Consider the following 24,912-nt stretch of genomic DNA (forward strand, 5'->3'; position numbering starts at 1 on the left):
CGGCTCTTACTCCAGCTCGCCGGCGCAGAGCTGCTCGGTGGTCAGGTCCTCCGGCGGCAGGTGCTCGGCCGTGAAGCCGTACTCGCCGATCACCTCGAGGTAGCTCTCCTCGCTCGCGGTGACCTGGGCGAGTCCCTCGTTGTAGGCCTCGCGCAGTTCGTCGTCGTCCGGGTGGAAGACCGTCGCGCCGCCGCTGAGCTGGGCGACGCCGTCGAGCTCCTGGATGAACGCGTCGGTGACCTCGACGCCGGCGTCCGGGTTGTCCTCCGCCATCGTGGTCAGCGAGATGGCGGTCATCGCGAAGGCGTCGGCGCGGCCGTTGGCGACCGCGTCCATTCCGGCCTCGGCATCGGGAACCTGCTGGGCATCGCCGAGGACTCCGAGCGACTCGGCGTAGCCGGCTTCGATGCCGCCGGCGAGGACGGCCAGGTCGACGTCGTCCCCGGCCTCGACGACCGAGTCGAGATCGGTCAACCCCTGGGGGTTGCCCTCGGCGACCATCAAAGCGGTCGTGTACATGATCTCCGGGTCGGCGAAGTCGGCCTCGGCGCAACGATCGGGCAGGATCGACATGCCGGCGGAGACCGCGTCGAATCGGCCGGCAGTCAGCCCGGGGATCAGGGAGTTCCAGTCGACGCTGACCGCTTCGACGTTGTCGATGCCCATCTCGCCGAAGATCTTCTCGGCCAGGGCGATCGTGGCCCCCGTCGGCTCGCCCTCCTCCATGTAGGAGTAGGGGATCTCGCCGGCGATGGCGACGGTGATGGTGCCGGATTCCTGCAGGGCGGCGAGCTTGCCCTCGCCCGCAGGCGCGACGCTCTCGCCGGCAGGTGCCTCGTCGGTGGTGGTTACGCCGCAGGCGGTCAGGGCCAGTGCCCCGGCGGCCAGGGTGGCGCTCAGAGTGATTGCACGGCGCTTCATCAAGGTACTCATGCGATTCCTCGTCTCAGTTGTTCCGTCGGGCCGGACCACTCGAGATGCCGGAGGGCGCCGGCCGACCGTGTTGTCCAGCTCACACTAGCGAGCTGGAGAACATCCCACAATCCGATTGTCCGCTCGTCTTCTTGTCGACAATCCCTGCTGATAGCATCTGATGTCACTGCACGGCCGGTGGGGCGGACCGGTCGATCTCCCGGTGCGACGCCCGTGTCCACCGGTTTGCGAAGCGGAGTCGGGGGACGAGCGGGCAGCCGGTGCGGGCTGCCGACGAAAGGTGGAGACGGCCATGGAGTGGGCTGGGCAGGCGAAGGCCCCCGTCGTCGGACGGGTGCAGCGTTCCTCGACGGTCGACCTGATCGCGATCGAGCTGCGCAACGCGATCTACAACGGCCTGATCAAGCCGGGCGCCCCGCTCCGGGAGGTCGAGATCGCCGGGCAGCTCGGCGTCAGCCGCGGCCCGTTCCGCGAGGCGGCGCAGCGGCTCGTCCAGGAGGGCCTCCTCCATGCCAGCCCCGGGCAGGGCCTGCGCACGGTCGCCATCGGGGTCGACGACCTCGAGGATCTCTACCGGGCGCGCCTCGCCGTCGAATCCGCCGCCATCCGGCGGCTCGTGGCCCAGTTCGACGGCGCCGCCCGCGCCGCCGCACTGTCCGGGGCCGCGGAGATCCTCGCCCGCCTGCGCGACCTGGCGGACCGGGACGACACGGACGCGGTCGCCCGGGCCATCGGCGACACCGACCTCGACTTCCACTTCGAGGTGGTCCGGGCGGCCGGGGCGCCGCGGTTGGGCCGCTACATGTCGACTCTCGTGATCGAGACCCGCATCGCCAGCCTGAGCCACCCGGCCGGCTACGTCGTCCGGACCGACACCTTCGACACGCACCGCAGGCGGCTCGACCTCATCCTCGCCGGGGAGGCCGAGGAGGCCGTCGAAGAGCTGAGCGGCCACTTCGACGAGACCATGGAGCGTCTGCGCGGGCAGCCGTCCGCCGGCGTGCAGACGACGACGGTCGACCGCGTCGAGGGCACCTACGCGATCGAGCCCATCCGGATCTGACGGTCTCCGTCGGCGGGCCCTTCCTCGGCCTCATGCGCCGCACTAGTCTTGGCACATGATGTCTGAAATGGAGATGCTCACCCGTTATCTGCGAGACCAGCGCAACGCGCTGCTGTGGAAACTGGAGGGGGTCGGCGACTACGACTCCCGCCGGCCGATGACCGGCACCGGGACCAACCTGCTCGGCCTGGTCAAGCACGTGGCCAGCATGGAGATCGGCTACTTCGGTGAGGTGTGCGGACGCCCGAACGCCGTCGAGATGCCGTGGCTCGGCGATTCCGCCGAGGACAACGACGACATGTACGCGACGGCGGATGAGAGCCGCGAGTGGGTGGTCGGCCTCTACCGGACGGCGTGGGCGGATACCGACGCCGCGATCGCGGAGCTGGGTCTGGAGGCCGAGGCGGTCGTCCCGTGGTGGGGCGAGCGGACCCGGCGGACGAACGTCCGCCGGCTGATCGTGCACATGATCGCGGAGACTGCCCGGCACGCCGGGCACGCGGACATCATCCGCGAGCAGATCGACGGCTTCGCGGGGCTGTACGACGGCAACGGGAATCTGCCGGACGGCGAACGCGGGTGGTGGGACGCCTACCGGGCGAAAGTGCAGGCGGCGGCCGACGCGTTCGCCTAGCCGATCGCGCTGCGGCGCCCCTCGAACGCGCGGCCGAGCGTGACCTCGTCGGCGTACTCGAGGTCTCCGCCGACCGGCAGGCCGGAGGCGAGCCGGGTGATCTTGATCCCGAGCGACTTGAGCATCCGCGCGAGGTAGGTCGACGTCGCCTCGCCCTCGAGGTTCGGGTCGGTCGCGATGATGACCTCTTCGATCGTGTCGTCGTGCAGCCGGTTCAGCAGCTCGCGGATGTGCAGCTGCTCCGGCCCGATGCCGGCGATCGGATTGATGGAGCCTCCGAGGACGTGGTAGCGGCCGCGGAAGCTGCGGGTCCGCTCGACCGCCATGACGTCCTTGGACTCTTCCACGACGCAGAGCACGGTCTCGTCCCGCTTGGGGTCCCGGCAGATGTTGCACAGCTCCTGCTCCGAGACGTTGAAGCAGACCGCGCAGAACTTCACCTTGTCTTTGACCGCGCGGATGGCGTCGGCGAGCCGGTCCATGTCCGCGCGGTCGGCCTCCAGCACGTGGAACGCGATGCGCTGCGCGGACTTCGGGCCGATGCCCGGAAGCCGACCGAACTCGTCGATCAGATCTTGAACTGCGCCTTCGTACACGAAACCTCACACTCGATTCGGATGCCGTCCGGCACCGTTGCGGCGGGCCCTAGCTGATGGGGGTCCCGTCGTTGTTGCGTTCCTCGATCAGCCGCCCGTTCAGGATGTGCTCGATCGCGGCGCGGCCGATCACGGTGGAGTCCTCGATCGCGATGTCGTCGTCGCTGGGAACGAAGTCCGCGTCGGTGCCGGCACCGTAGGACGAGTTTACGGGTTGCCCGCCCTGGTTTGGGTTCGCACCCGCGGGCCGAGCGTTCTGCGGGTACGACGGCGGCGCGCCCGCACCCGGTGCGTCCCGGTCTGCGGCCGGACCCGGCGCGGGTGCGGTCGGCGCCGCTCCCGGCGCGGCCCCGCCGCCCTGCGCCTGGGCGAGCAGCTGCTGGTACCGGCTGAGCTTCTTCGCGGGGTCCTGGCGCTCGGGCGCCGGGGCTGCCGGGCGCTCCTTGGCCGGATCCGGCCGCATGGTCGCCGGCAGGGCCGATCCGGCCCACGACGGCGGCGGGGGAGTCGGCCCGGCCGGTGCCGGCGGCACGACGCGGGCCGGAGCGGGCGCGGGAGCGGCCGCCGCCTGCTGGTGCTCCGGCTCGGGGCCGGGGTCGTCGAAGGGCGGGGGCTCCTCGGGCGGGACCCACCCGTCGTCCGGTTCGTCCCAGTGCTGGTCGTCCCACTCGGATGCGGGCTTCTGCACGGCGGAGCCGGCGGGCGCGGAAGCAGAGGCGGGCGACGGATCCGGTGCCGGGGACGCGGTCGGCGTCTCAGCGGCGGGTTCGGCATCTGGCGCCGAGGCTGCGGACGGAGCGGAATCGGCCGAGCCCGCCGACGGGGCCGAGGCCGCGGAACCGGCGGTGTTCGCGGACGGCGACGAGGCCGCGGAGTGGGCGGAGTGGGCCGAATCGGCGGAGACGGCCGAACGCGAGGAGTGGCCGCGGGGGCCGGCTGCTTCGACCGGGGACACGGCGGAGCCGCGGTCCCCCTCGAAAGCGGGCGGCGCCGGGGCGGCGGCCTGTGCGGTTCCCTGCTCCGCGACCGGCACCGGTGCGCCGGCCGTCGGCACCGGTCCCGCCGGTCCCGCCGAACCCGCCGAACCCGCCGGGGTCCCGGAGGATGCGGTGGTTCGTCCGGTTGCATCGCCCGGTTCAGCCGGTTTGTCCGATGCGGCGTTCTTGGAGCCGGCGGTCTCGGCGGGCGGGAATTCGCTCCACTCGGGCGCGGCGGGACGCTCGTAGTGCTCTTGTCGCTGGGGCGCCGGGCGGAAGGGTCCCGGAGCCTGCTGCGGGGCTACGGGAGCGGGGCCTGCGGACGCCGGCTGGGGCCGGCGTTCAGCTTTTGGGCCGGAACCACCCGCCGGGGCGGAACCTCCCGCGACGATGTCCACGTTGACCTGCATGCCGAGGACCTGGTTGATCGCCCACTGGAGCATGGCCACGTTGTCCGGGCGGTTCAGGAAGTTCGTCTGCGCTCCCGGGTTCGAGAAGGAGACCGCCAGGGACCTGCCGTCGAATCCGGCCAGCGTGGCGTTCTGCTGCAGGTTCATCCAGACGGCCTTGCGCTCGTTCTTGACGAGCTCGAGGACCTCTGGCCAGGCGCGGCGGAACATCTCGATGGATCCGGTGCCGCCACCGGTTTCCGGTGCGGCGGGTGCCGGAGCCGGAGACTCCTGCGGCGGAGGCGTCGGAGCTTCCGGCCGGGCCTGCGGCCGCTCCGGCTGCGACGGTTGCGCCTGGTCCCGGGCCGGGGCCGGTGCCGCCGGGCGGTCGGCGCCGGGCGCCGGGGGAGCGGGCTGCTGCGTGGCGGGCGTTGCCGGGCCGTCCGCTTCCGAACGCGCGGGGGCCGTCGGCTGGGCGTGCTCTGTGGTCGGCGGTCCCGCCTGCTGCTGCGGTGGCTGCGGTCGGGCCTGTTGCGGCTCATTCGCCAGTGCCGGACCTGGCTGCGGTTGCGGCGCAGGGGCGGCACCCTGCTGGGGCGGTCCCGCCAGCGGCGCGTCGGCGGGGGACGATGGCTGCTGGGATCCTGCCGGCTGCGCGGTGCCCGACTCGTCCGGATCGGGAACGGTCCACGTTCCGCCCCAGTCGGCGGTCGGGTCCTCGCCCGGGGTGGCCGGCTTTCGGGCCGCCGAGGGCAGACGCGCGGCGAGTTCGGCCGCGGTCTTCGGGAAGGCGGGACCGTCCTTCGGCGCGTCTCCGGCCGGCTGCTCCGCGTCCGCGGCAGTGCTCGCTGCGGCAGGCTCGGGCGCAGCGGCGACCTCGGGCGCGGGGTGCTCGGCCGGGGCGGGGGCCGGCGCCGCCGAAACGGGCTCGGCCTGCGGCGCCTGCGCCTGGGAGGCGGGTGCGGGCTCAGCCGGTTCGGCCGGCTGCGGCTGGGGTTCCGGGTCGCCGTGGCGGGCCTTGCGCAGGGCCTCCCGGACGGCGGCGGCTCCGGAGGCGCCGTTGGCGTCGATTCCGCCCATGCCCGGATCGGCGGCGGGTGCCGCACCGGTGCCGGCGTCGTGGTCCGCGGGGGCGGGGCCGGCGGCCAGCGGGGCATCGCCGCCGTGGGTGAGGCGCCGTTCGATGCGGTCGACGCGGGCGCCGATGCCGCGCTCGGTGGTGTCCGACGCCGGCAGCAGCAGCCGGGCGCACAGCAGCTCGAGGTGCAGTCGCGGGCTCGTCGCCCCGGTCATCTCGGTCAGCGCCTGGTTGGTCACATCGGCCGAGCGGCTCAGCTCGGCCTGTCCCAGGAGGACGGCCTGCTGCTGCATGCGGGCCAGCTGGTCGGCCGGGAGGCCGCGGATGATCTGCGCGGCGTTGTCCGGCATCGCCTTGACGATGATCAGGTCGCGCAGGCGCTCGAGCAGGTCCTCGACGAAACGGCGCGGGTCGTGGCCCGTCTGGATGACCCGGTCGACGACGCCGAAGACGGTCGCGGCGTCCTGGGCGGCGAGCGCATCGACGACGTCGTCCAGGAGCGTGGCGTGGGTGTAGCCGAGCAGGGAGACCGCGAGCTCGTAGTCGAGGCCCTCGGCGCCGGCGCCGGCCATGAGCTGGTCGAGGACGGAGAGCGTGTCGCGGACGGAGCCGCCGCCGGCGCGCAGGACGAGCGAGAGGACGCCCGGGGCGACCGGGACGTTCTCCTGCTGGCAGAGGCGCTCGAGGTACTCGATCAGCGTCTCCGGCGGGACGAGCCGGAAAGGGTAGTGGTGGGTGCGGGAGCGGATGGTGCCGATGACCTTGTCCGGCTCCGTCGTCGCGAAGATGAACTTGATGTGCTCCGGCGGCTCCTCGACGATCTTGAGCAGCGCGTTGAAGCCGGCCGACGTGACCATGTGGGCCTCGTCGATGATGAAGATCTTGTAGCGGTCGCGGGTCGGGGCGAACGTGGCGCGCTCCCGGAGGTCGCGCGCGTCGTCGACGCCGCCGTGGCTGGCCGCATCGATCTCGATGACGTCGAGGGAGCCGGGTCCGCCCGTCGCCAGGTCCGTGCAGCTGGCGCAGGTCCCGCACGGGTTCGCGGTGGGGCCCTGCTCGCAGTTCAGGCAGCGGGCCAGGATGCGCGCGCTGGTGGTCTTGCCGCAGCCGCGCGGCCCGGAGAAGAGGTAGGCGTGGTTGACGCGGTTCTTCTCGAGAGCCGCCATCAAGGGCGTGGTGACATGCTCCTGTCCGATGACGTCCGCAAAGGTGTCCGGCCGGTATCGGCGATAAAGGGCTGTACTCACGGGACAACCCTACCCAACGCGGCCAACCTTACGCATGCCGGGGCGTGGTGCCTGTGGAGGAATCCCAGTGTGTGGACGGAGAGTCGAAAATCCACGGCTCGCGGGGCAGTGCGGCCGGCTCGAAAACCTCGAGGGCCTGCTCGAGCGGCCCGGCCGGAAGGCCCAGCGATGCCAGGAGGACATCGCGCACCGCGGCCGGCGCGACGGCGTCGTACTGGTTGCCGTCTGCCGCGAAACCTGTCGACAAGTCGCCCAGCGTTACGGCCCCGTCGCGCTTGGCCAGGCGCTTGCCCATCGGATTCAGGACGAGCGGGACGTGCGCGTACCCGGGCAACTGCGCCCCCAGAAGTGCCGCCAGATGCGCCTGTCGCGGAGTGGAGGACAGGAGGTCGTCGCCCCGGACGACCTGGTCGATCCCCTGCAGGTCGTCGTCGACGACGACGGCGAAGTTGTAGGCGGGGACGCCGTCGTTGCGCCGGATCACGAAGTCGTCGACGACGCCCGTGTAGTCGCCGGCGAGGGCGTCGGCGACCGTGAGCTCGTCCACCGCCGACCGGAGCCGCAGGGCGGCCGGGCGCTCGGACCGGCGCCGGGCGCGCTCTCCCTCGGTGAGGTCGCGGCAGGTGCCCGGGTAGGCGCCCGGGGCCGCGTGCGGGGCGCGGGGTGCGTCGGCGATGTCGCGGCGCGTGCAGAAGCACTCGTACAGCAGCCCGTCCGCGCGCAGCTGCTCGAGCGCCCGGTCGTATCCGGCCGTCCGCTCGGTCTGCCGCTCGACGATGCCGTCCCACGAGAGGCCGACGGCCTCTAGATCGCGCAACTGGACCTCTTCGGCTCCGGCGCGGGCGCGGTCGAGATCCTCGACGCGGAGCAGGAAATCGCGGCCGGTCGAGCGCGCGAAGAGCCAGGCCAGGATCGCGGTGCGGAGGTTGCCCAGATGGAGTTCGCCGGACGGGCTCGGGGCGAAGCGACCTGCTCCCATGAGGGGCCCTCCTGCACGAAGATTCGGGGCGGGAAAGTAGAAGACCCCTCATGCACCTGCCAGAGCCCGCCTACCCTTGCTACCTTCCGGTCCTGGGGGAGTTCGGCGAGATGACACCACATGAGGGGCCGAGAAATAAGTGTAGCCCAGAACCGGCCGCCGTCCAGAATCGGGGCGGGCCGGCGGTGGGCGGATGTGGCGGGCACCACGTGGCGAGGCGCCGATTGGCGCAATGGTCGAAACGTCGGGTATGGTGAAACCTGCTCAATTCTGAGCTTGCATGGAGGATTCGCCTAGCGGCCTATGGCGCACGCCTGGAACGCGTGTTGGGTTAACGCCCTCAGGGGTTCAAATCCCCTATCCTCCGCCGATCCGATGTCCCGGTTCGTGGCTTGCGCCACGGCCGGGACATCGTCGTTTAACGAGCTCGCGGCTCGGGTCGCGGGTTGGGCCGCAGTCCGTTGGCGTGTGTCAGGCCCGGCCCGCCGACTGTGTGCTTGCCGCGCATTTGCGCCGAACCATTGCCTTCCGCGCCGTCAGCGGAGAAACTCACAGGTGACGGCCCTTTCCGAGGGCGCGCCTGCGAGAAAGGACGACGTTCGTGGCAAGCATCGAATCCCTCCTGTCCAAGCTGGAGCAGTGGAAGGAGCTCGACCGCTGGTCGGGCCCCCTGGCCGCCAAGGTCGAGGCCGCTGTCTCCCCGAAGCCCGTCCGCAACCTCCTCGGCGGCAAGTCGCTCGGGCATCCGCTCCATCCCGCCCTCGTCGCCGTGCCGATCGGTGCGTGGGGCACCGCCGCCGTCCTGGACGTCTGCGGCTACGACGACGCCGCGGACGCGGCCGTGGCGACCGGCATCCTCGGCGCGCTGCCCACTGCGGCGGCCGGCCTGCACGACTGGTCCTACACCATGGGCGCCGAGCGCCGCGTCGGGTTCGTGCACGCCGCCGCGAATTCGGCGGCGACGCTCCTATACGTCGGATCGCTGGTCAGCCGGTGGGCCGGCCACCGGGGCCTCGGCCGCTGCCTCTCCTTCGCCGGGCTCGGGCTCGTGGGCGCCGCCGGTTTCCTCGGCGGCCACCTGTCCTACGTCCAGGGTGTGGGGGTGAACCGCGCCGGCTGGCGGGAGCCCGCCGAGGCGTGGGTCGACGTCGGCCACCTCGACGACTACGACGACGGCGCGCCCACCGTGGTGGAGGTCGACGGCGAGCCCGTCATGGTCCTGCGGGACGGCGACGAGATCCGGGCGCTCCACAACACGTGCAGCCATCTGGGCGGACCGCTGGCCGAGGGCGAGCTGCGCGACGGGTGCGTCGTCTGCCCGTGGCACGGCAGCGAGTTCGATCTCCGCACGGGAGCGGTGCAGGCCGGGCCGGCGAGCGTCCCGCAGCCGCGGTACGAGGCCGAGGTCTCCGACGGCCACGTCCGACTCCGCGCGGCCTGACCCGGCGCCGTCGCGCGTACGCACTTCGGCTGAGGCCGTCGGCGCGGCCGGGCCCGGGAGTCACCCCGCAGGGGGACGCGCCGGGGCCCGGCACCTCCTAGCGTGGAGAGCATGAACCGCACTCCGAGCCCCGCATCCCGTTTCGATCCCTACTCGCCGCTCTCCGGCGTGGTCCAGACCGTGGCGACCGGCGTGTTCACGCTCATCGACCCGGCCGCCTTGAAGCCGTGCACAAGGCAGGTGCTGCGCACCTCGATGGCCGTCGCCACCGGTGCGTTCACCGCGGCCGTCTTGAGGTACGGCATGAGCAGGGGTTTCGCCGAACAGCCCGCAGAAGCGCTCGACACGTCGGATGCGGTGTCGGATTCGGGCGCACCGGCACCCGCGGCTGCGGCCGAGGAGCCGGAGAGCGCACGGCGTGCCAGCACCACCATGGCCATCGGCATCGGCGGCGGTATGGCCGCGGTGACGTACGGGTGGCTCGTCGTCGGCGAGAAGATCGACGCCGGCATCCACCGGGCGCTGGCCGGTCGCGGGGTCGAGCGCCCGCGCGTCGTCATGGCGCTCGGCGCCGCCGGCCTCACGTGGGTCCTCTTCGAGATCGACCGCCGCACCCGGGACGAGAACGGCGACGTGCCCGCCGCGGGCGACGAGACGCCGTCGTAGTGGAGACCGTCCTCGTCGCCGGCGCGACCGGATACGCGGGCCGGCACCTCGCGGCCGCGCTGCACGCCGGCGGGTACCGGGTCCGGGCCGTCGTCCGCGACGTCGAACGCGCCCGGGGGCCCGGGGCGTACGGGGCGCCGGCGCTCGCCGGACTGGTCGACGAGTGGGTCGAGGCCGACGTCGCACGCGTGGGGCCCGGCGTGATGGAGGGCGTGGAGAGGGTGGTCTCCGCGCTCGGGGTGACGCGGCAGAAGGCCGACCCGTGGGACATCGACTACGCCGCGAACCTGCGCCTGCTCGAGCTGGCGGAGGCCGCCGGGGCCGCCTCGTTCCTCTACGTGGGCGTCATGAACGCCCAGGACGGCACCTCCGCCCTGATGCGGGCGAAGGCCGCGTTCGAGCAGGCGCTGCGGCGCAGCGACCTCGAGGCCCAGATCGTGAATCCCTCCGCGTACTTCTCCGACCTGACCGCGGTCCTCGACCTCGCCCGCCGCCGCATCGCCGTGCGTGTGGGCGCGGGGGACACCCGGATCCGGCCGATCCACGGGGCCGATCTCGCCGGATTCTGCGTGGACCGGATGGGCGCCCGCGGCACGTGGGACGTCGGCGGGCCCGACGTGTTCACGTATCGCGAGGTCGTCGAGCTGGCCTTCGACGCGCTCGGAGCCGACCCGCGCTGGATCGTGGTGCCGCCGGGGGTTCTGCGCGCCGGGGTCTGGGCCGCCGACCGCATGGGGCCGCGAGTGTCCTCGCTCACCCGCTTCTTCGCCGAGGGCCTCCAGCACGACGGCGTCGGCGCCGCCACCGGGACGCGGCGCCTGCGCGACTACTTCGGTGAGCTCGCGGGGCCGGGCGGAGGCTAGGCGCGGCCCCCGGGTTCGTGCCTCGACTCGACGAGGTCGGCGAGCTGTGCCACGACCGTGCCCCATCCGTCGTGGAAGCCGAGCCGCACGTGCCGGTCGCGGTCGGCCGCGTTGCGGTGCATCGCCGTCGCCGTGTACTCGGTGCCCTCCGGGTGGTCCGCCATGGTGATGATCGAGGTGACGAACGGCGCCTCGGCGGGCCGCCACCCGGCGACGAGCGCGTCGGTGAACACGAGCCGCTGCTGCGGGTCGACGGCGAGAAAGCACCCCGTGATGTGCGGGCCGAATCCGCCGTCGGGCTGGAGGAGCTCGGTCCGGAACGAGCCACCGGGGCGCAGCTCCATATCGCGGACGCGGCACACCTCCGGTGCAGGGACCCACCACTGCTCGAAGCTGGCCGGATCCGCCCACGCGTCCCAGACCGCCGACCGCGGCGCTTTGATGACCCGCGAGACCGTCAGGTCGAACTTGTCGTGAACTGCTGATGCGTTCATGCGGGTGACTCCTCGTTGCTGGTAGCGGTCACGAAGCGCTCGAGCCGGTCCGTGCGCTCCTCCCAGATTCTCCGCTGCTCGTCGAGCCAGGATTCGACGACGTCGAACCGGTCCCTCTCGAGCGTGCACGTCCGGACCCGGCCCGTTTTGCAGGTGCTGATCCAGCCGGCGTTCTCGAGATGGTGGATGTGTTTCATGAACGACGGCAGCGCCATGGCGAACGGTGCTGCCAGTTCGCCGACGCTCGTCGGCCCCTGCCCGAGCCGTGCCAGCACCGCGCGGCGGGTTGGGTCGGCGAGGGCCTGGAAGGCATCGTCGAGGGGCGTCGAATACTGAGCCATACGCCTAAGTATAGGTCGCGCGCCGGCGGGTCTCAAGGGGAGCGGGCGGGGGCCGCGGGTCTCGTCAGCCGGCGGCGAGCTCGGGGTAGTGCTTGGCCGCGGTCTCCGGGTGCGCGCGCAGGAAGCCCTTGAGGACGTTGGCCCCGTACGAGGAGAGCATCGGGTTCGCCGGGTCGTCGGAGACGCCCCGGGCGTCGGCGGCCAGCTCCGCCGGCAGGTCCACCTCGTCGATGACCGCGTCCAGGCGCGGGGACCAGAAGAAGGGGACCGAGTAGCGGTCGACGCCGGGCGGCGGCGCGGTGACGCGGTGGATGGTCGCCATCAGGTAGCCGTTCGTAGCGACCTCGAGCATCTCGCCCAGGTTCACCACGAGCGCTCCCTCGATCGGCTCGACCGTGATCCACTCGTCCTGGCCGTACGGCTGGACCTCGAGTCCGCCGATCGCGTCCTGCAGCAGCATGGTGACGAATCCGTAGTCGGCGTGCGCTCCCACGCCCTGGGTGCCGGCCTCGGGGACCTGCCCGCCCACGTAGTGCACGAGCTTGCCCATCCAGGCAGGGGTGCCGGCGAACGGCTCGTCGAAGTAGTCCTCGGGCAGGCCGAGGGCCACCCCGATCGCGGAGAGCAGCTCGGCGCCGACACGGCTCATCAGGTCCGACCACTCCATGGCCGCGCGCTCCAGCTGCGGGAACGACTCCGGCCACTGGTTCGGACCCTGGAGCTTCATGAAGGACCGGCCTTCGGCGGCGGAGCCGACGGCGGTGCGCTCGGGTCCGTAGTCGATCTGCTCCCGGGAGTCCGCCCGGCCCTGCGTCATCTCCTTGCCCAGGCGGGTGTAGCCGCGGAACTGGGCGGAGTTGCGGTTGTCGAGCTCGAGGCGCTGTTCGAGCGGCAGCCGGAAGAACCGGGCGACCGTGTCGAGGAGCTCGGCGGCCTGGCCGTCGCGGGCGCCGTACCCGGTGATCTGGAAGAATCCCACGTGGTGCGCGGCGTCGCGCAGGGCGTCGATGAAGTCCGGGTTGAAGCGGCCGTCCGCTGTCCGGGCGGCGGAGAGGTCGAGGACCGGGACGGACGTGCGAACTGTTGTCATAAAAGACACGCTAAGACGGATTGTTTCGTCGCCGCGAACGAATGTGACGCTCGATTGACGGATGTTACCCCCGGTTTCGGCGGCCTTGACTCGAATGCGTTATGGGGATTCGTGCGGCGGGGTGCGGGCCTGTGGCCCGCGACACGTCACGATTGCGGTCATCGTCTGGCGCTCGACCTAAACTGGCGCGCAGCGGCAGGCGCCTTGAAACGGCCTGCTGCGCGACGACGTCGTACGCCGCGGCTTGCGAGCGCTAGGGGAGTGAATGAAGAGCGAGGACCCACACCGGTGGCAGGGTCAGCGGATCGTCACCGAGGACGAGCTGTTGGAACTGAAGGCCGAGACGAACGACCCGGAGCTGGTCGACAGCCCCGAGCACTTCCGTCGCCGGCTGTGGCACGGCATCGTCCTGACCTTCGTCCTGCTCCTCGTGGCCGCGGTGGGGGTCACCGCCTACCTCGTGCTCGCGCGCAAGATCGAGCTGCCGTTCCTGCCGATGGGGCCCGAGGAGACGGTGGCCGCCGAGGACGACACGGCGTGCCCGGCCGGCGACTTCGCCTACCTCGACCCGGCCGAGGTGACGGTCGACGTCTACAACGGCACCCTGCGGCCGGGGCTGGCCGGCGATGTGCGCGACGACCTGATGGCGCGCGGCTTCGTGGAGGGGCGCGTGGGCAACCAGCAGCTCAGCAACCGCGGAGCCGTGACGGCGCTGGTCGTCAGCGGCAGCGAGGGGCACGACGAGGCGCTCACCGTGCAGCGCCACTTCCCGGGGGCCGGGTACGCGTTCGAGCCGCGGCTCGGCGACGGGCACATCGTCGTCCTGCTCGGCGAGGGATACGAATCCCTCACACCCGACGGCGACCTCGTGCAGGAAGCCGGCCCGCTGACGTGCGATTAGAACGTTTCAGACCCTCGAATGCGTCGAGGTTGCGACATGATGACGCCGGCGATGGCGTCGCCGGCGCGCCCCGGCTCCCCCGCAGCCCCTAGTCGGAGCGAGACCGGCCGTCGAATGGCGAGGTGGAGCCATTCTCAGGGCGGCAAAACATCGGTAGCATTGCCGCCATGTCTGACGCATTAGTTTCGAGCCCTAACAAAACGCCGAAGAAGGTGATCGGCGTCGCGATCGCGGCCGCCATCGGCGGTTTCCTCTTCGGCTTCGACAGTTCCGTGATCAACGGTGCCGTCGATGCCATCGAGGGCGAATTCGCCCTCAGTCCCGTCCTGTTGGGCTTCGCCGTGTCCTGCGCGCTGCTCGGCGCGATGACCGGCGCCTGGATCGCCGGCCCGTTCGCCGACCGCCAGGGCCGCGTGCGCGCGATGGTCCTCGCCTCCATCCTCTTCGCTGTCTCCGCGGTCGGCTCCGGCTTCGCTTTCGGCGTGACCGACCTGATCATCTGGCGCTTCATCGGCGGTGTCGGCGTCGGCATGGCCTCCGTGCTCGCCCCCGCCTACATCGCCGAGGTCTCGCCGGCGCACAGCCGTGGCCGCCTGGCATCGCTCCAGCAGCTGGCCATCGTGACGGGCATCTTCGCGGCGCTGCTCAGCGACACCGTGATCGCCAACGCCGCCGGCGGCGCCTCCGAGGCCAGCTGGTTCGGCCTCGAGGCCTGGCGCTGGATGTTCCTCGCCGAGACCGTCCCCGCCGTCGTCTACGGCATCCTCGCGCTCCGCCTGCCCGAGTCCCCGCGCTACCTCGTCGCCAAGAGCGACTACGCGAAGGCCGGCAAGGCGCTCGTGGAGGTCGTCGGCATCCAGACCCAGGAGGGCGTCGACAAGAAGATCGCCGAGATCAAGGAGACCATCAACGTCGAGACCAAGCAGGGCCTCCACACTCTCGTGGGCGGCCGCCGGTGGCTGCTGCCGGTCGTCTGGGTCGGCATTCTGCTCTCGGTGTTCCAGCAGTTCGTGGGCATCAACGTGATCTTCTACTACTCCACGACCCTGTGGCAGTCGGTGGGCTTCGCGGAGGACGATTCCTTCACGATCTCCGTGGGCACGTCCATCCTCAACATCGTCGTCACGATCATCGCGATCCTGCTGGTCGACAAGATCGGCCGGAAGCCGCTGCTGCTGATGGGATCCGCCGGCATGGCGGTCGGCCTGCTGGCCATGGCCATCACCTTCGCGCAGGCCATCGTCACGCCGGCCGCGGAGCCCGGCGGCGACCCGGTCGTGAGCCTGCCGGACGGCTGGGGCGTCGTCGCGCTGATCGCGGCCAACCTCTTCGTCATCGCGTTCGGCATGTCCTGGGGCCCCGTCGTCTGGGTCCTGCTCGGCGAGATGTTCCCGAACCGCATGCGCGCGGTCGCCCTGTCGGTCGCCGCGGCCGCCCAGTGGCTGGCGAACTTCCTCATCACGACGTCGTTCCCGCCGCTCGCCGATGTCAGCCTGGTTCTGGCGTACGGCATCTACGCGGGCTTCGCCGTCTTGTCCTTCCTCTTCGTCTGGCGCTTCGTCGAGGAGACCAAGGGCAGGGAACTGGAATCCATGCACGCCTAGGCGGACAGGCGAAAGGCCGGTCGACGCAACTCGCGTCGGCCGGCCTTTTTCGATTCCCGCCTCCGTCAGCTGCAGCCGTCGGGGCCGCACGCGGCCCCGTCCTCGCCGCCGCCGGCCTCGGCGCCGACCATGGTCAGCGGCGAGAGCTCGTCGTGGGCCCGGGTCAGGGCCTGGGCGAACACCTCGACCGGCTGCGCCCCGGAGACCCCGTACTTCATGTTCAGCACGAAGAACGGCACCCCCGTGACGCCGATCCGCTGGGCCGCCGCGACGTCCTGGCGGACGGACTCGGCGTGCTCGTCGGAATCGAGGACGCGGACGACGTCGTCGCGCGCCACGCCGGCGCGTGTCGCCAGGTCGACGAGCACCTCGCGCTCGCCGATGTCCCGCCCGTGCTCGAAGTGCGCGGAGAGCAGCGCCTCCTTCAGCTCGCCGGCACGGCCGTGCTCGGCCGCCAGGTGCAGGACTCGGTGCGCGGTGAACGAGTTGGCGACCTTGAGGGAGTCGAAGTCGTAGTGCAGCCCCTCGGCGGCGGCCTGGCCGGCAACGTGCTCGAACATCTGCGCGACCTGCTCGCGGGCCATGCCCTTGCGTTCGGCCAGGTAGTCCAGCTCGGTGCCTTCGTAGTGCGCGGGCAGATTCGGGTCCAGCTGGTAGCTGTGCCAGGTGATGTCGACCCGGTCCTTGAAGGGGAGCGAGTCGAGCGCGGATTCGAAGCGGCGCTTGCCGATGTAGCACCACGGGCAGGCGATGTCGCTCCAGATGTCGACGGAGAGGCGGTCGGGGGTTTCGGTCATGACGTCTACAACCCGCGGGGGTGGCGGCGCATTCCCCGCTGTCCTGGAGGTGAACTCCAGATGAACGGAGAATCCGACCCGTACACATGGTGTCGTGCGGTTCCGGGAGCCGGCCCGCGGTTCTTCCCCGGTGGGCGGAGAACCGGTCCGTGATCAGGCCTTGCTTGGATGCGCAAGGAAGCGAAAAGTAGCGTCAATGTCTTGCTGTGCGGCCTATATTTCCAATAGGGTGCAAAACGCAGGGACGATCATCACTCGCAGGCCCGCACGCACAGGTGGCCACCGACTGTGCCGCGAGACGACACGGAAAGAGACAGTGCCGATGCACGCCTCACGCAATACCTGGAAGCGCGCCAGCGCCGCCTGTGCCGCCACCGCGCTCGTCCTCGGGGCCGCCTTCACGGCTGCCCCGGCAGGGGCGGTCGTGCTCGAAGACTCGAAGGGGGTCTCGGCTCCCTCCGATCACGACCCGGGTGTCACCCCGGAGCTGGTGCAGATCTCCCCGGAGGCCGGCGACGGCGCCGCGCTGCCGGATCCCGAGGGGCTCGAGGACGCGGTCGAGCGGGACCTGGGCAAGTCGCTGGACGCCTTCCTGGCGGCCGGCGACCTCGTCAAGGTGGCGTCGACGCTCAAGGCCCAGCTCGCCGAACAGGACCTGACGGCGGCGATCGTCGTCGAGGGCGGGGGGCTGCTGGCGTTGACCGGAGCAGACCAGGTCGAGGCGGTCGAGGTCGCCTTGGCGGAGACGACTGCCGATCTCGACGTCGTCGTCGAAGTGAAGAGCGCCGAGCAGGCCGCTGACGCCGCGGGGGCCGAACCGGAGCCGGTCGAGACCGAATCCGCCGACGCCGAGCCGAGCGACGCCGAAACCGCTGAGGACGACGCGGCCGAGGTCGACGCCGAGGCTGCGGAGGCGGCTCAACAGGCCTCCGCCGCGGACTCCGTCGAGTCGCTGCTCGCCGCGTACACCGCCGATTTCGGCCTCGAGAACCTCCAGTCCGTCACGACCGACGGCAGCCGGTTCGTGATTCGAACCGGCGACGACGCGTCCGGTCCCGCCGAGATGTCGGCGAAAGAAACGGACGGCTCGGAGGGCCCCTCCCTCCAGGACTTCGTCGAGCAGTACACGAACGTGGCGACCGAGACCGCGACCGGTCCGGCCGAACCGTTCGCCGCCGACGACCTCGTCGGCGGCATGCCCTACGGCTGGTCCTCCGACGGCGGCACGACGTGGGACGTCTGCTCGACCGGCTTCACCGGATTCGACGCCGACGGCAACGACGCGGTCGTCTCCGCGGGACACTGCACGCAGGACGGCGACATCGTCGGTCCGCTGCAGCTGCTCGACCAGCAGGGCGAGCCCGACACCCTCCAGGACGTTGCGCAGGAGCTCGGCAGCTTCGGCTTCTCCCAGTTCGGCGGGACCGGCAACACCCCGTCCTCCCAGCCGGAGCCGGACAACGTGGGCACCGACATCTCGGTGATCGACGACATCAACCCGCAGCTGAACCCGCTCCCGATGGTCTCGGACTGGATGACCGCCCCGGACATCACCGAAGCCGGGCCCAGCGTCACCGACGTCGCCGAGCCGGTGGTGGGAGCCGACGTCTGCAAATCCGGCCGGACCACGGGGTGGACCTGCGCGCAGGTCGACGAGACGGGGGTCTTCTTCGTCGGGGGCCACAACTACGTGGAGGACGAGAACGATGTCCGCGCCGTCGCGGGCTTCGTGTCGGAGGGCCTCGAATCCGCGCAGGGCGATTCGGGAGGATCGATGGTCTCCGGCAGTGTCGCCATCGGCGTGCTCAGCGCTGGAAGCGATGGCACGACGTTCGGAACGGGCCTCGTCGACGCACTGGGCTACACGGACGGCTACACGGTGCGCATCCACCTCGAGGCGCCGGAGATCACCTCCGTCGACGACGCAGGCGACGTGGAGTCGGGCGGGGACATCTCGGGTGTCGTCGACGGCGCGGCGTCCGGAACCGAGATCGTTCTCCGTTCCACGGGTCAGGCTCCGGTTGCGTACCCCGTGGGAGACGACGGGACGTTCACCTTCCCGGCCCCCGACGAGGAGGGCGCCTACCGCTTCTCCGTGCAGGCGCGCAACGGATTCAGCACCTCGGCGATGACCGCGCACTCCGTGGTCGTCGTGCCGGCGCCGGCCACGCCGACGCCGACGCCGACGCCGACGGACGAGCCCTCCGTGACGCCGACCCCGACGCAGACGCCGACCTCGTCGCCGAGCCCGACGGATGAGCCGACGGAGTCCGCACTGCCGACCGAGAAGCCGGCGGCGTCCCCGACGCCGTCCGACGACCCGGGCACCGCGGCTCCCGCGCCGGAGCCGACCGAAGACGACGACGCCGGAGCAGGACGACTGCCCGACACCGGTGCCTCGAACGGACTCAAGGCGGCCGCATCGGTCGGCGCCTCGATGGCCGTCGTCGGCGCGCTGCTGCTGTTGCTGCGCCGCCCGGCGCGACGTCACTGACAACTGAATCCGCCGCCTCGGCGCCCGGCAGCTACGAGCCGTCGCACCCGGGACGCCAGCCGAGGAGGACGAGCATGAGACGCTCCGCCGCCACCGGGGCCGTTGCCCTGGTGGCCGTGATCCTGACCGCGGCGGTGTCCGGGTGCGGCGGCTCCGCTGCTGCCGGCGAGAGCCCGCTTCATCTGCCGGCCGCCGACGTGCCGCCCGCAGAATCCGGGGAGGCAGGCATGGAGGAGTCGCACGAGCGCAGCGGCGAGCTCACCGTGTTGAGCAGCCGGATCACGGAGGCCGTCGGCGTCGAGGACTTCGGGCAGAGCTGGATCGAGGACGGCGCCCTGCACGTCGCCGTCACGACGGAGGCTGCCGCCGCGACCGCCACGGAGGCCGGCGCGATCGCGCACGTCGTACGCTTCAGCGAGGCGGACCTCATGGAGGCGGCCCGCTCCGTCGTGGCGTGGACCGCCGCCCACCGGACGGCCACTGGAGGGCTCGGCAGGATCACCCTCGATGCCCTGGGCGAACGGATCGTGGTGGGCGTCGACCCCGGGCGCAGGGACCAGGTCGCCACGGCGTTCGACGCGACCGTCGCCGGCGGCGTGGAGGTCGTCTTCGAAGCCACCGGCGGCCCGGCCGGCACCCGCTGAGTCCCGTACTGCGCCGGACACACTGATGGCGGCGGGTCCCCGGCTCTGCCAGAAGAGGGGACCCGCCGCCACGTTCGTGTCGTGCGGTGCGCGTCAGGCGTTCTGCCACTGCTGCTTGCGCGACCGGCACAGGTACTTGTTGTACGCGGGCAGGGTCAGGAAGTCCGGGAAGTCCTCCGCCAGGGCGGAGGCTTCGAAGATCTCCCGTGCCTCGCCGAAGCGGTCGCCCTCGAAGCGCTCGATGCGTGAGAACTCCTCCTCGGTCCGCTCCTCAACGTACTCCCGGGTGACAACGTCGCCGTCGTCGGTCACGGCACCCTGCTGGATCCACTGCCACAGCTGGGAGCGCGAGATCTCCGCCGTCGCGGCGTCCTCCATCAGGTTCTGCAGGGCCACGGCGCCGTTGCCGCGCAGCCAGGACTCGATGTAGCGGATGCCGATCTCGATGTTGCTGCGGACGCCGTGCTCCGTGATCAGGCCGGGAGTGCTGGCCACGTCCAGCAGGGCCACGTCGTCCGGGGTCACGTCCTCGCGCTGGCGGGACCCCTGGTTCGGCGCCGAGCCGAGCACGCCGTCGAACACCTCGCGGGCCACGGGCACCAGGTCCGGGTGCGCCACCCAGGAGCCGTCGAAGCCGTCGTTGGCCTCGCGGGTCTTGTCGGCGGTCACCTTCTCGAGGGCGACGGCGTTCGCCGCCTCGTCCCGGCGGTTCGGGATGAAGGCGGCCATGCCGCCGATGGCCAGCGCACCGCGGCGGTGGCAGGCCCGCACCAGCTGCTCGGTGTAGGCACGCATGAACGGGGCCGTCATCGTCACCATCGACCGGTCCGGGAGCACGAAGCGCGGGCCGCGCTCACGGAAGTTCTTGATCACCGAGAAGATGTAGTCCCAGCGTCCGGCGTTCAGGCCGGCCGCGTGGTCGCGCAGCTCGTAGAGGATCTCCTCCATCTCGAACGCCGCCGTGATGGTCTCGATCAGCACGGTCGCGCGGATGGTGCCCTGCTCGATGCCGACGTAGTCCTGGGCGAACACGAACACGTCGTTCCAGAGGCGCGCCTCCTGGTGGCTCTCCAGCTTCGGCAGGTAGAAGTACGGGCCGCGGCCCAGCTCGATCAGCCGCTTGGCGTTGTGGAAGAAGTGCAGGCCGAAGTCCACCAGCGCACCCGCCAGCGGGGCGTCGTCGACCGACAGGTGCTTCTCCGGCAGGTGCCAGCCGCGCGGGCGGACCACGATCGTCGGCAGGTCCGTCAGCCGCTCGCCGGAGAGCTTGTACTCCTTGCCGGCCTCCGTGGTGAAGTCGATCTCGCGGTCGAGCACGCGGCGCAGGTTCAGCTGGCCCTTCATCATGTTCTTCCACGTCGGCGTCGAGGAGTCCTCCATGTCGGCCAGCCAGACCTTGGCGCCCGAGTTCAGGGCGTTGATGGTCATCTTGCGGTCGGTCGGTCCGGTGATCTCGACGCGGCGGTCCTCGAGGCCCGGGGCGATCGGGGCGACCTGCCAGGAGGCGTCCTCGCGGATGTGCTTCGTCTCGGGCAGGAACTTCGGGTCCCGGCCGCGGGAGATCGCGCGGCGGCGCTCCTCACGGGTCTGGAGCAGCTCCAGGCGCCGGCCGTCGAACCGGGTGTGCAGCTCCCTGAGGAAGTCGATGGCCTCCGGGGTCATGATGCGCTCCTGGTCGCACACCGGGGGGCCGGACAGGGTCATTCCGTTGATGGTGATGGGGGAGTTCATGATGAAAGTCCTTTGAAAGAAACGGGGGAGACGACGGCGGCGGCCGCGGCGCCGCCGTCGTGCTCGGGGAGAAAGATCAGTGGAACTGGCCCTCTTCGGTGGATCCCACCAGGGCGAGGGTGGACGCTTCGGGGTTGAGCGCCGTGGAGATGGCGTCGAAGTAGCCGGTGCCGACTTCGCGCTGGTGCTTGGTCGCGGTGTAGCCGCGGGCCTCGGATGCGAACTCGCGCTCCTGCAGGTCGACGTAGGCCGTCATGCCGTTGCGGGCGTAGCCGTGGGCCAGGTCGAACATCTCGTGGTTGAGGGCGTGGAAGCCGGCCAGGGTGATGAACTGGAACGTGAAGCCCATCGCCCCGAGTTCGCGCTGGAACTTGGCGATCGTCGCGTCGTCGAGGTGCTTGCGCCAGTTGAAGCTCGGCGAGCAGTTGTACGCGAGCATCTGGTCCGGGTGCTCGGCCTTGACCGCCTCCGCGAACTTCCGGGCCAGCTCCAGGTCCGGCGTCCCGGTCTCCATCCAGATGAGGTCGGAGTACGGGGCGTAGGCCTTGGCGCGGGCGATGCACGGTTCGATGCCGTTGCGGACCTTGTAGAAGCCCTCGGCCGTGCGCTCGCCGGTGAGGAACTCCTGGTCCCGCTCGTCGACGTCGGAGGTGATCAGGGTGGCGGCCTCCGCGTCGGTGCGGGCGACGATGACGCTCGGGGTGTCGGCGACGTCGGCCGCGAGCCGTGCCGCGTTCAGTGTGCGGATGTGCTGCTGGGTGGGGATCAGCACCTTGCCGCCCAGGTGGCCGCACTTCTTCTCGCTGGCCAGCTGGTCCTCCCAGTGGACGCCGGCGGCGCCCGCGCCGATCATCGACTTCATCAGCTCGTAGGCGTTGAGCGGGCCGCCGAAGCCGGCCTCGGCGTCGGCGACGATCGGGACCAGCCAGTCGTCGACGCTCGTCGCCCCTTCGGCGTGCTCGATCTGGTCGGCCCGCAGCAGCGCGTTGTTGATGCGGCGGACCACCTGCGGCACCGAGTTCGCCGGGTAGAGCGACTGGTCCGGGTAGGTGTGGCCGGAGAGGTTGGCGTCGGCGGCGACCTGCCAGCCGGAGAGGTAGATGGCGCGCAGGCCGGCCTTGACCTGCTGGACGGCCTGGTTGCCGGTCAGGGCGCCGAGAGCGTTGGTGTAGCCGCCGGTCGGGGCCTCGGTGGTGAGCTGGTTCCACAGCTTCTCGGAGCCGCGGCGGGCCAGCGTGTGCTCCTCGCGGACGGTTCCCTGGAGCTTGACGACGTCGGCGGCCGTGTAGTCGCGGGTGATGGTGTCCCAACGGGGGTTGGCGTTCCATTCGACCTGCAGCTGCTCGGCGCGGCTGGTGGCGTCTGCGGTGTTCTCGGTCATCGTGTGCTCCTTTGCTTCGACCCGGAAAGACTTCGCCGTCTTCCGGTGTTCTCGTCGTGGGAACTACTTTTCTGCAGAAGCAACCCCGAAACTAGAGGTAGCTGATGGAAATATCTGCATTTCTTCTTGTATTCTCAATATGTGACTTCTACTACACCTCATGCGCCCCCGCGGGGCGATTCCGGAACGCAGGACGACGGCGTCGATGTGATCTCCCTCGGCCGGCGCCTGCGGCACGCGCGCAAAGCCAAGGGTTTGACGTTGAGTGCGCTCGGCGAGTTGTGCGGCACCGCCCCCAGCCAGCTGAGCCTCATCGAGAACGGCCGGCGCGAGCCCAAGCTGAGCCTGCTCAAGCAGCTGGCGGCCGCCGTCGACTCGACGACGGACGAGCTGCTCGGTTCTGCCCCGCCGACGCGGCGCGCGGCGCTGGAGATCGCCCTCGAGCGCGCCCAGCGGGGGCCGCTCTACGAATCGCTGGGACTGCCTCGGGTCCGGGTGTCCTCGCGGCTGCCGACCGACGTGCTCGAGTCGCTGGTGGGGCTCCAGGGGGAGCTCGAGCGCCGGATGGAGGAGCAGGCGGCCACCCCCGAGGAGGCCCGCCGTGCGAACACCGAACTGCGGGCCGAGATGCGGGACTGCAACAACTACTACCCGGAGCTCGAGGGGCAGGCGCAGGAGCTGCTCGACGCCGTCGGGCACCGGGACGGCCCGCTGTCCCACCACGTGGCCGCAGACCTCGCCGACCACCTCGGCTTCCGCCTGCGGTTCGTGTCGAACCTGCCGCATTCGACCCGGTCGTTGACGGACCTGAAGAACCGCAGGATTTTCCTCACGCACGGCGGGCAGGTCGAGCACGACCCCCGGTCCGTCCTGCTGCAGGCGCTCGGGCACTACGTGTTGGGGCACCAGACGCCGCGCGACTACTCGGAGTTCCTGCGCCAGCGCGTGTACACGAACTACTTCGCGGCGGCCCTGCTCATGCCCCAGCGGCAGACCGTGGACTTCCTGCAGCGTGCCAAGGCGGCCAGACAGCTGGCCATCGAGGACCTGCGCGACGCGTTCGCCGTCTCCTACGAGTCCGCGGCGCACCGCTTCACGAACCTCGCCACCGAGCACCTGGGGCTCACGACCCATTTCCAGAAGGTGCACGCCTCCGGCATCATCCACAAGGCCTACGAGAACGACGGCGTGAATTTCCCGTCCGACCATCTGGGTGCCATCGAGGGGCAGACGATCTGCCGCTCGTGGACCAGCCGGGTGGTCTTCGACGTGCCGGACAAATTCCGCGCCTACGAGCAGTACACGGACACCGTGGCCGGCACGTTCTGGTGCACCGCGCGCACGGAGCGCCACTCCGCAGGACTCTTCTCGCTGTCGATCGGCGTGCCGTTCGAACACGTCAGGTGGTTCCGCGGCCGCGATACCACCGAGCGCAACCAGTCCAGATGCCCGGACGACTCCTGCTGCCGCCGCCCGCCGGAGGGCCTGGCGGCAGCGTGGGAGGGGCAGGCCTGGCCGGCTGCGCGCGCGAACACGCACCTGCTCGCGGCCATGCCGTCAGGGGCGTTCCCGGGAGTGGACGAGACCGAGATGTACCGCTTCCTCGAAGCGCACCCGGACTAGGTCCTATTTGCCCGGCTTTCCGTGGCGCGCCCGACGAGCGAATGCTCGGCGATCTCCACGATCTTTCGGGCGGCGGGGGAGAGGACGGTCGACTCGCGCTGGATCAGGGCGAGCGTGTCGTAGAGCGGGTCTGCGAAGGGGACGCTCTTGAGGTTGTTGGGAAAACTGGGGCTGTCCAGGATCGACCGGGAGACGATGGTGTTCGCCGCACCCGTGGCGGCGAGCCGCAGCGCTGTTTCCACGTGCTCGACCTCGATGTCCGGCTCGACGGTCAACCCCTGGTGCCGCGCACGCTCGAGGAGCTGCATCCGGGTGGGGTCCCGCCATCCGGCATACGCGTCGTAGAGGACGAGTTTGTTCCGGGTCAGCTCCTCGACGGTCGCCGGCCCCCGGCGAGGGCTGCGGTTGGCGGAGACGTAGAAGACCTCGTCCCTGAAGAGCGGGCGGATGCGCAGGCCAGGCTCGTCGACCGGGAGGATCACGAGACCGGCCTCGAGTTCGCCGTTGGCCACGGATTCGGCGACGAGGGACGAGTTCAGGCCGACCAGGCGCACTTTCACTTTGGGGTAGCGGCTGTGGAACCGCTCGACGAGGTCGGAGAGGTCGTAGTAGCCGGCGTTCCGGAGGACTCCGAACGTGCACACCCCGCCTTCGAGCGATGAAATCGAGTTGAGGGCGTTGATTCCGTTGTCGCAGGAGGTCACGGCCTGCCGGGCGTGCACGAGAAGTTCGTCGGCCGCCGTCGTCGGCACGAGGCGCCGCCCGCCCCGGATGAAGAGGGTGAGCCCGACCTCGTCCTCGAGCCGGGAGATCAGCTCCGACATCGAGGCCTGGCTGATGTGGAGCTGCTTGGCGGCCGCCGTGAACGAGCCGAGATCGCATGCTGCCAAGAAGGCCCTGAGCTGAGCGATGGTCATAGGTCAACCCTATGCGCAGGGCCGCAACA

The 24,912-nt window shown here is 70.8% G+C and carries 21 protein-coding genes, 1 tRNA gene and 1 other RNA gene; 11 read left to right on the forward strand and 12 right to left on the reverse strand.

Features of this window, described 5'->3' with window-relative positions; all coding sequences use genetic code 11:
• Positions 1-6: 6 nt before the first annotated feature.
• Entirely contained in the window at positions 7-933 is a 927-nt protein-coding gene (locus IE069_RS01325) for a transporter substrate-binding domain-containing protein (protein WP_189348295.1), read from the reverse strand.
• A gap of 292 nt (positions 934-1,225) precedes the next feature.
• Here IE069_RS01325 and IE069_RS01330 point away from each other — a divergent pair, with 292 nt between their 5' ends.
• Both IE069_RS01330 and IE069_RS01335 read left to right on the forward strand, forming a co-directional pair.
• On the forward strand, positions 1,226-1,996 hold the full coding sequence (locus IE069_RS01330) for a GntR family transcriptional regulator (RefSeq protein ID WP_189348296.1): 771 nt from the start codon (positions 1,226-1,228) through the stop codon (positions 1,994-1,996).
• 55 nt (positions 1,997-2,051) lie between these two features.
• Complete coding sequence (locus tag IE069_RS01335) at positions 2,052-2,630, forward strand: DinB family protein (RefSeq protein WP_229790866.1); 579 nt, start codon at positions 2,052-2,054, stop codon at positions 2,628-2,630.
• Here the strand turns inward: IE069_RS01335 and recR are convergent.
• The 4 genes from recR to ffs form a co-directional block, all read right to left on the reverse strand.
• Positions 2,627-3,226 (reverse strand): recombination mediator RecR, encoded by a 600-nt coding sequence (gene recR / locus IE069_RS01340; protein ID WP_189348297.1) that lies wholly within the window; start codon positions 3,224-3,226, stop codon positions 2,627-2,629. The genes IE069_RS01335 and recR overlap by 4 nt on opposite strands.
• Positions 3,227-3,275: 49 nt before the next feature.
• Entirely contained in the window at positions 3,276-6,917 is a 3,642-nt protein-coding gene (locus IE069_RS01345) for a DNA polymerase III subunit gamma and tau (protein ID WP_189348298.1), read from the reverse strand.
• A gap of 28 nt (positions 6,918-6,945) precedes the next feature.
• A complete protein-coding gene (gene gluQRS / locus IE069_RS01350) occupies positions 6,946-7,896 on the reverse strand; it encodes a tRNA glutamyl-Q(34) synthetase GluQRS (protein ID WP_189348299.1) in 951 nt (316 codons plus the stop codon).
• Positions 7,897-7,932: 36 nt separating this feature from the next.
• Positions 7,933-8,029: signal recognition particle sRNA small type (gene ffs, locus IE069_RS01355), an RNA gene on the reverse strand.
• 149 nt (positions 8,030-8,178) lie between these two features.
• On the opposite strand from ffs, the gene IE069_RS01360 reads away from it, so the two are divergent.
• From IE069_RS01360 to IE069_RS01375, 4 genes are all read left to right on the forward strand, one after another.
• Positions 8,179-8,263 (forward strand) — tRNA-Ser (locus tag IE069_RS01360).
• Between the two features lie 234 nt (positions 8,264-8,497).
• A complete protein-coding gene (locus IE069_RS01365; RefSeq protein ID WP_229790867.1) occupies positions 8,498-9,337 on the forward strand; it encodes a Rieske (2Fe-2S) protein in 840 nt (279 codons plus the stop codon).
• Positions 9,338-9,448: 111 nt separating this feature from the next.
• On the forward strand, positions 9,449-10,003 hold the full coding sequence (locus IE069_RS01370) for a hypothetical protein (RefSeq protein ID WP_189348300.1): 555 nt from the start codon (positions 9,449-9,451) through the stop codon (positions 10,001-10,003).
• Positions 10,003-10,866 (forward strand): SDR family oxidoreductase, encoded by an 864-nt coding sequence (locus IE069_RS01375; RefSeq protein ID WP_189348301.1) that lies wholly within the window; start codon positions 10,003-10,005, stop codon positions 10,864-10,866. The genes IE069_RS01370 and IE069_RS01375 overlap by 1 nt, the downstream gene beginning before the upstream one ends.
• Here the strand turns inward: IE069_RS01375 and IE069_RS01380 are convergent.
• From IE069_RS01380 to IE069_RS01390, 3 genes are all read right to left on the reverse strand, one after another.
• Positions 10,863-11,360, reverse strand: coding sequence for an SRPBCC family protein (locus IE069_RS01380; RefSeq protein ID WP_189348302.1), 498 nt, complete (start codon positions 11,358-11,360; stop codon positions 10,863-10,865). The genes IE069_RS01375 and IE069_RS01380 overlap by 4 nt on opposite strands.
• Positions 11,357-11,701, reverse strand: a complete 345-nt coding sequence (locus tag IE069_RS01385; RefSeq protein ID WP_189348303.1) for an ArsR/SmtB family transcription factor — start codon at positions 11,699-11,701, stop codon at positions 11,357-11,359. Before IE069_RS01385 ends, IE069_RS01380 begins: the two co-directional genes overlap by 4 nt.
• 64 nt (positions 11,702-11,765) lie before the next feature.
• On the reverse strand, positions 11,766-12,791 hold the full coding sequence (locus IE069_RS01390; RefSeq protein ID WP_189348304.1) for an isopenicillin N synthase family dioxygenase: 1,026 nt from the start codon (positions 12,789-12,791) through the stop codon (positions 11,766-11,768).
• Between the two features lie 265 nt (positions 12,792-13,056).
• Here IE069_RS01390 and IE069_RS01395 point away from each other — a divergent pair, with 265 nt between their 5' ends.
• On the forward strand, positions 13,057-13,692 hold the full coding sequence (locus IE069_RS01395) for a LytR C-terminal domain-containing protein (RefSeq protein WP_189348305.1): 636 nt from the start codon (positions 13,057-13,059) through the stop codon (positions 13,690-13,692).
• Positions 13,693-13,859: 167 nt separating this feature from the next.
• Positions 13,860-15,296, forward strand: coding sequence for a sugar porter family MFS transporter (locus IE069_RS01400; protein ID WP_189348306.1), 1,437 nt, complete (start codon positions 13,860-13,862; stop codon positions 15,294-15,296).
• A gap of 65 nt (positions 15,297-15,361) precedes the next feature.
• Here the strand turns inward: IE069_RS01400 and IE069_RS01405 are convergent, their stop codons facing one another.
• Complete coding sequence (locus IE069_RS01405) at positions 15,362-16,093, reverse strand: DsbA family oxidoreductase (RefSeq protein WP_189348307.1); 732 nt, start codon at positions 16,091-16,093, stop codon at positions 15,362-15,364.
• Between the two features lie 322 nt (positions 16,094-16,415).
• On the opposite strand from IE069_RS01405, the gene IE069_RS01410 reads away from it, so the two are divergent.
• Entirely contained in the window at positions 16,416-18,587 is a 2,172-nt protein-coding gene (locus IE069_RS01410) for a S1 family peptidase (RefSeq protein WP_189348308.1), read from the forward strand.
• A gap of 74 nt (positions 18,588-18,661) precedes the next feature.
• Positions 18,662-19,231, forward strand: coding sequence for a hypothetical protein (locus IE069_RS01415; RefSeq protein WP_189348309.1), 570 nt, complete (start codon positions 18,662-18,664; stop codon positions 19,229-19,231).
• A 93-nt stretch (positions 19,232-19,324) separates the two neighbouring features.
• Here the strand turns inward: IE069_RS01415 and aceB are convergent, their stop codons facing one another.
• Positions 19,325-20,962: a malate synthase A gene (gene aceB / locus IE069_RS01420; protein ID WP_189348310.1), complete on the reverse strand. Its 1,638-nt coding sequence runs from the start codon at positions 20,960-20,962 to the stop codon at positions 19,325-19,327.
• 76 nt (positions 20,963-21,038) lie between these two features.
• A complete protein-coding gene (gene aceA, locus IE069_RS01425; RefSeq protein ID WP_189348311.1) occupies positions 21,039-22,343 on the reverse strand; it encodes an isocitrate lyase in 1,305 nt (434 codons plus the stop codon).
• 141 nt (positions 22,344-22,484) lie between these two features.
• Between aceA and IE069_RS01430 the strand changes: the two genes are divergently transcribed.
• Positions 22,485-23,966: a helix-turn-helix domain-containing protein gene (locus IE069_RS01430; RefSeq protein WP_229790868.1), complete on the forward strand. Its 1,482-nt coding sequence runs from the start codon at positions 22,485-22,487 to the stop codon at positions 23,964-23,966.
• On the opposite strand, the gene IE069_RS01435 is transcribed toward IE069_RS01430, so the two are convergent.
• Complete coding sequence (locus IE069_RS01435) at positions 23,963-24,883, reverse strand: LysR family transcriptional regulator (protein ID WP_189348312.1); 921 nt, start codon at positions 24,881-24,883, stop codon at positions 23,963-23,965. The two genes, IE069_RS01430 and IE069_RS01435, sit on opposite strands and share 4 nt — an antisense overlap.
• Positions 24,884-24,912 lie beyond the last annotated feature (29 nt).

Source organism: Zhihengliuella salsuginis, from assembly GCF_014651715.1.
GTDB lineage: Bacteria > Actinomycetota > Actinomycetes > Actinomycetales > Micrococcaceae > Zhihengliuella > Zhihengliuella salsuginis.

What these genes read in the sequence shown, in the direction of transcription:
- IE069_RS01410 (WP_189348308.1), top strand. Translation starts at nt 16,416, where the DNA reads ATGCACGCCTCACGCAATACCTGGAAGCGCGCCAGCGCCGCCTGTGCC.
- IE069_RS01395 (WP_189348305.1), top strand. Translation starts at nt 13,057, where the DNA reads ATGAAGAGCGAGGACCCACACCGGTGGCAGGGTCAGCGGATCGTCACC.
- IE069_RS01400 (WP_189348306.1), top strand. Translation starts at nt 13,860, where the DNA reads ATGTCTGACGCATTAGTTTCGAGCCCTAACAAAACGCCGAAGAAGGTG.
- IE069_RS01405 (WP_189348307.1), bottom strand. Translation starts at nt 16,093, where the DNA reads ATGACCGAAACCCCCGACCGCCTCTCCGTCGACATCTGGAGCGACATC.
- IE069_RS01415 (WP_189348309.1), top strand. Translation starts at nt 18,662, where the DNA reads ATGAGACGCTCCGCCGCCACCGGGGCCGTTGCCCTGGTGGCCGTGATC.
- aceB (WP_189348310.1), bottom strand. Translation starts at nt 20,962, where the DNA reads ATGAACTCCCCCATCACCATCAACGGAATGACCCTGTCCGGCCCCCCG.
- IE069_RS01370 (WP_189348300.1), top strand. Translation starts at nt 9,449, where the DNA reads ATGAACCGCACTCCGAGCCCCGCATCCCGTTTCGATCCCTACTCGCCG.
- IE069_RS01325 (WP_189348295.1), bottom strand. Translation starts at nt 933, where the DNA reads ATGAGTACCTTGATGAAGCGCCGTGCAATCACTCTGAGCGCCACCCTG.
- IE069_RS01435 (WP_189348312.1), bottom strand. Translation starts at nt 24,883, where the DNA reads ATGACCATCGCTCAGCTCAGGGCCTTCTTGGCAGCATGCGATCTCGGC.
- aceA (WP_189348311.1), bottom strand. Translation starts at nt 22,343, where the DNA reads ATGACCGAGAACACCGCAGACGCCACCAGCCGCGCCGAGCAGCTGCAG.
- IE069_RS01335 (WP_229790866.1), top strand. Translation starts at nt 2,052, where the DNA reads ATGATGTCTGAAATGGAGATGCTCACCCGTTATCTGCGAGACCAGCGC.
- gluQRS (WP_189348299.1), bottom strand. Translation starts at nt 7,896, where the DNA reads ATGGGAGCAGGTCGCTTCGCCCCGAGCCCGTCCGGCGAACTCCATCTG.
- IE069_RS01390 (WP_189348304.1), bottom strand. Translation starts at nt 12,791, where the DNA reads ATGACAACAGTTCGCACGTCCGTCCCGGTCCTCGACCTCTCCGCCGCC.
- IE069_RS01330 (WP_189348296.1), top strand. Translation starts at nt 1,226, where the DNA reads ATGGAGTGGGCTGGGCAGGCGAAGGCCCCCGTCGTCGGACGGGTGCAG.
- IE069_RS01385 (WP_189348303.1), bottom strand. Translation starts at nt 11,701, where the DNA reads ATGGCTCAGTATTCGACGCCCCTCGACGATGCCTTCCAGGCCCTCGCC.
- IE069_RS01380 (WP_189348302.1), bottom strand. Translation starts at nt 11,360, where the DNA reads ATGAACGCATCAGCAGTTCACGACAAGTTCGACCTGACGGTCTCGCGG.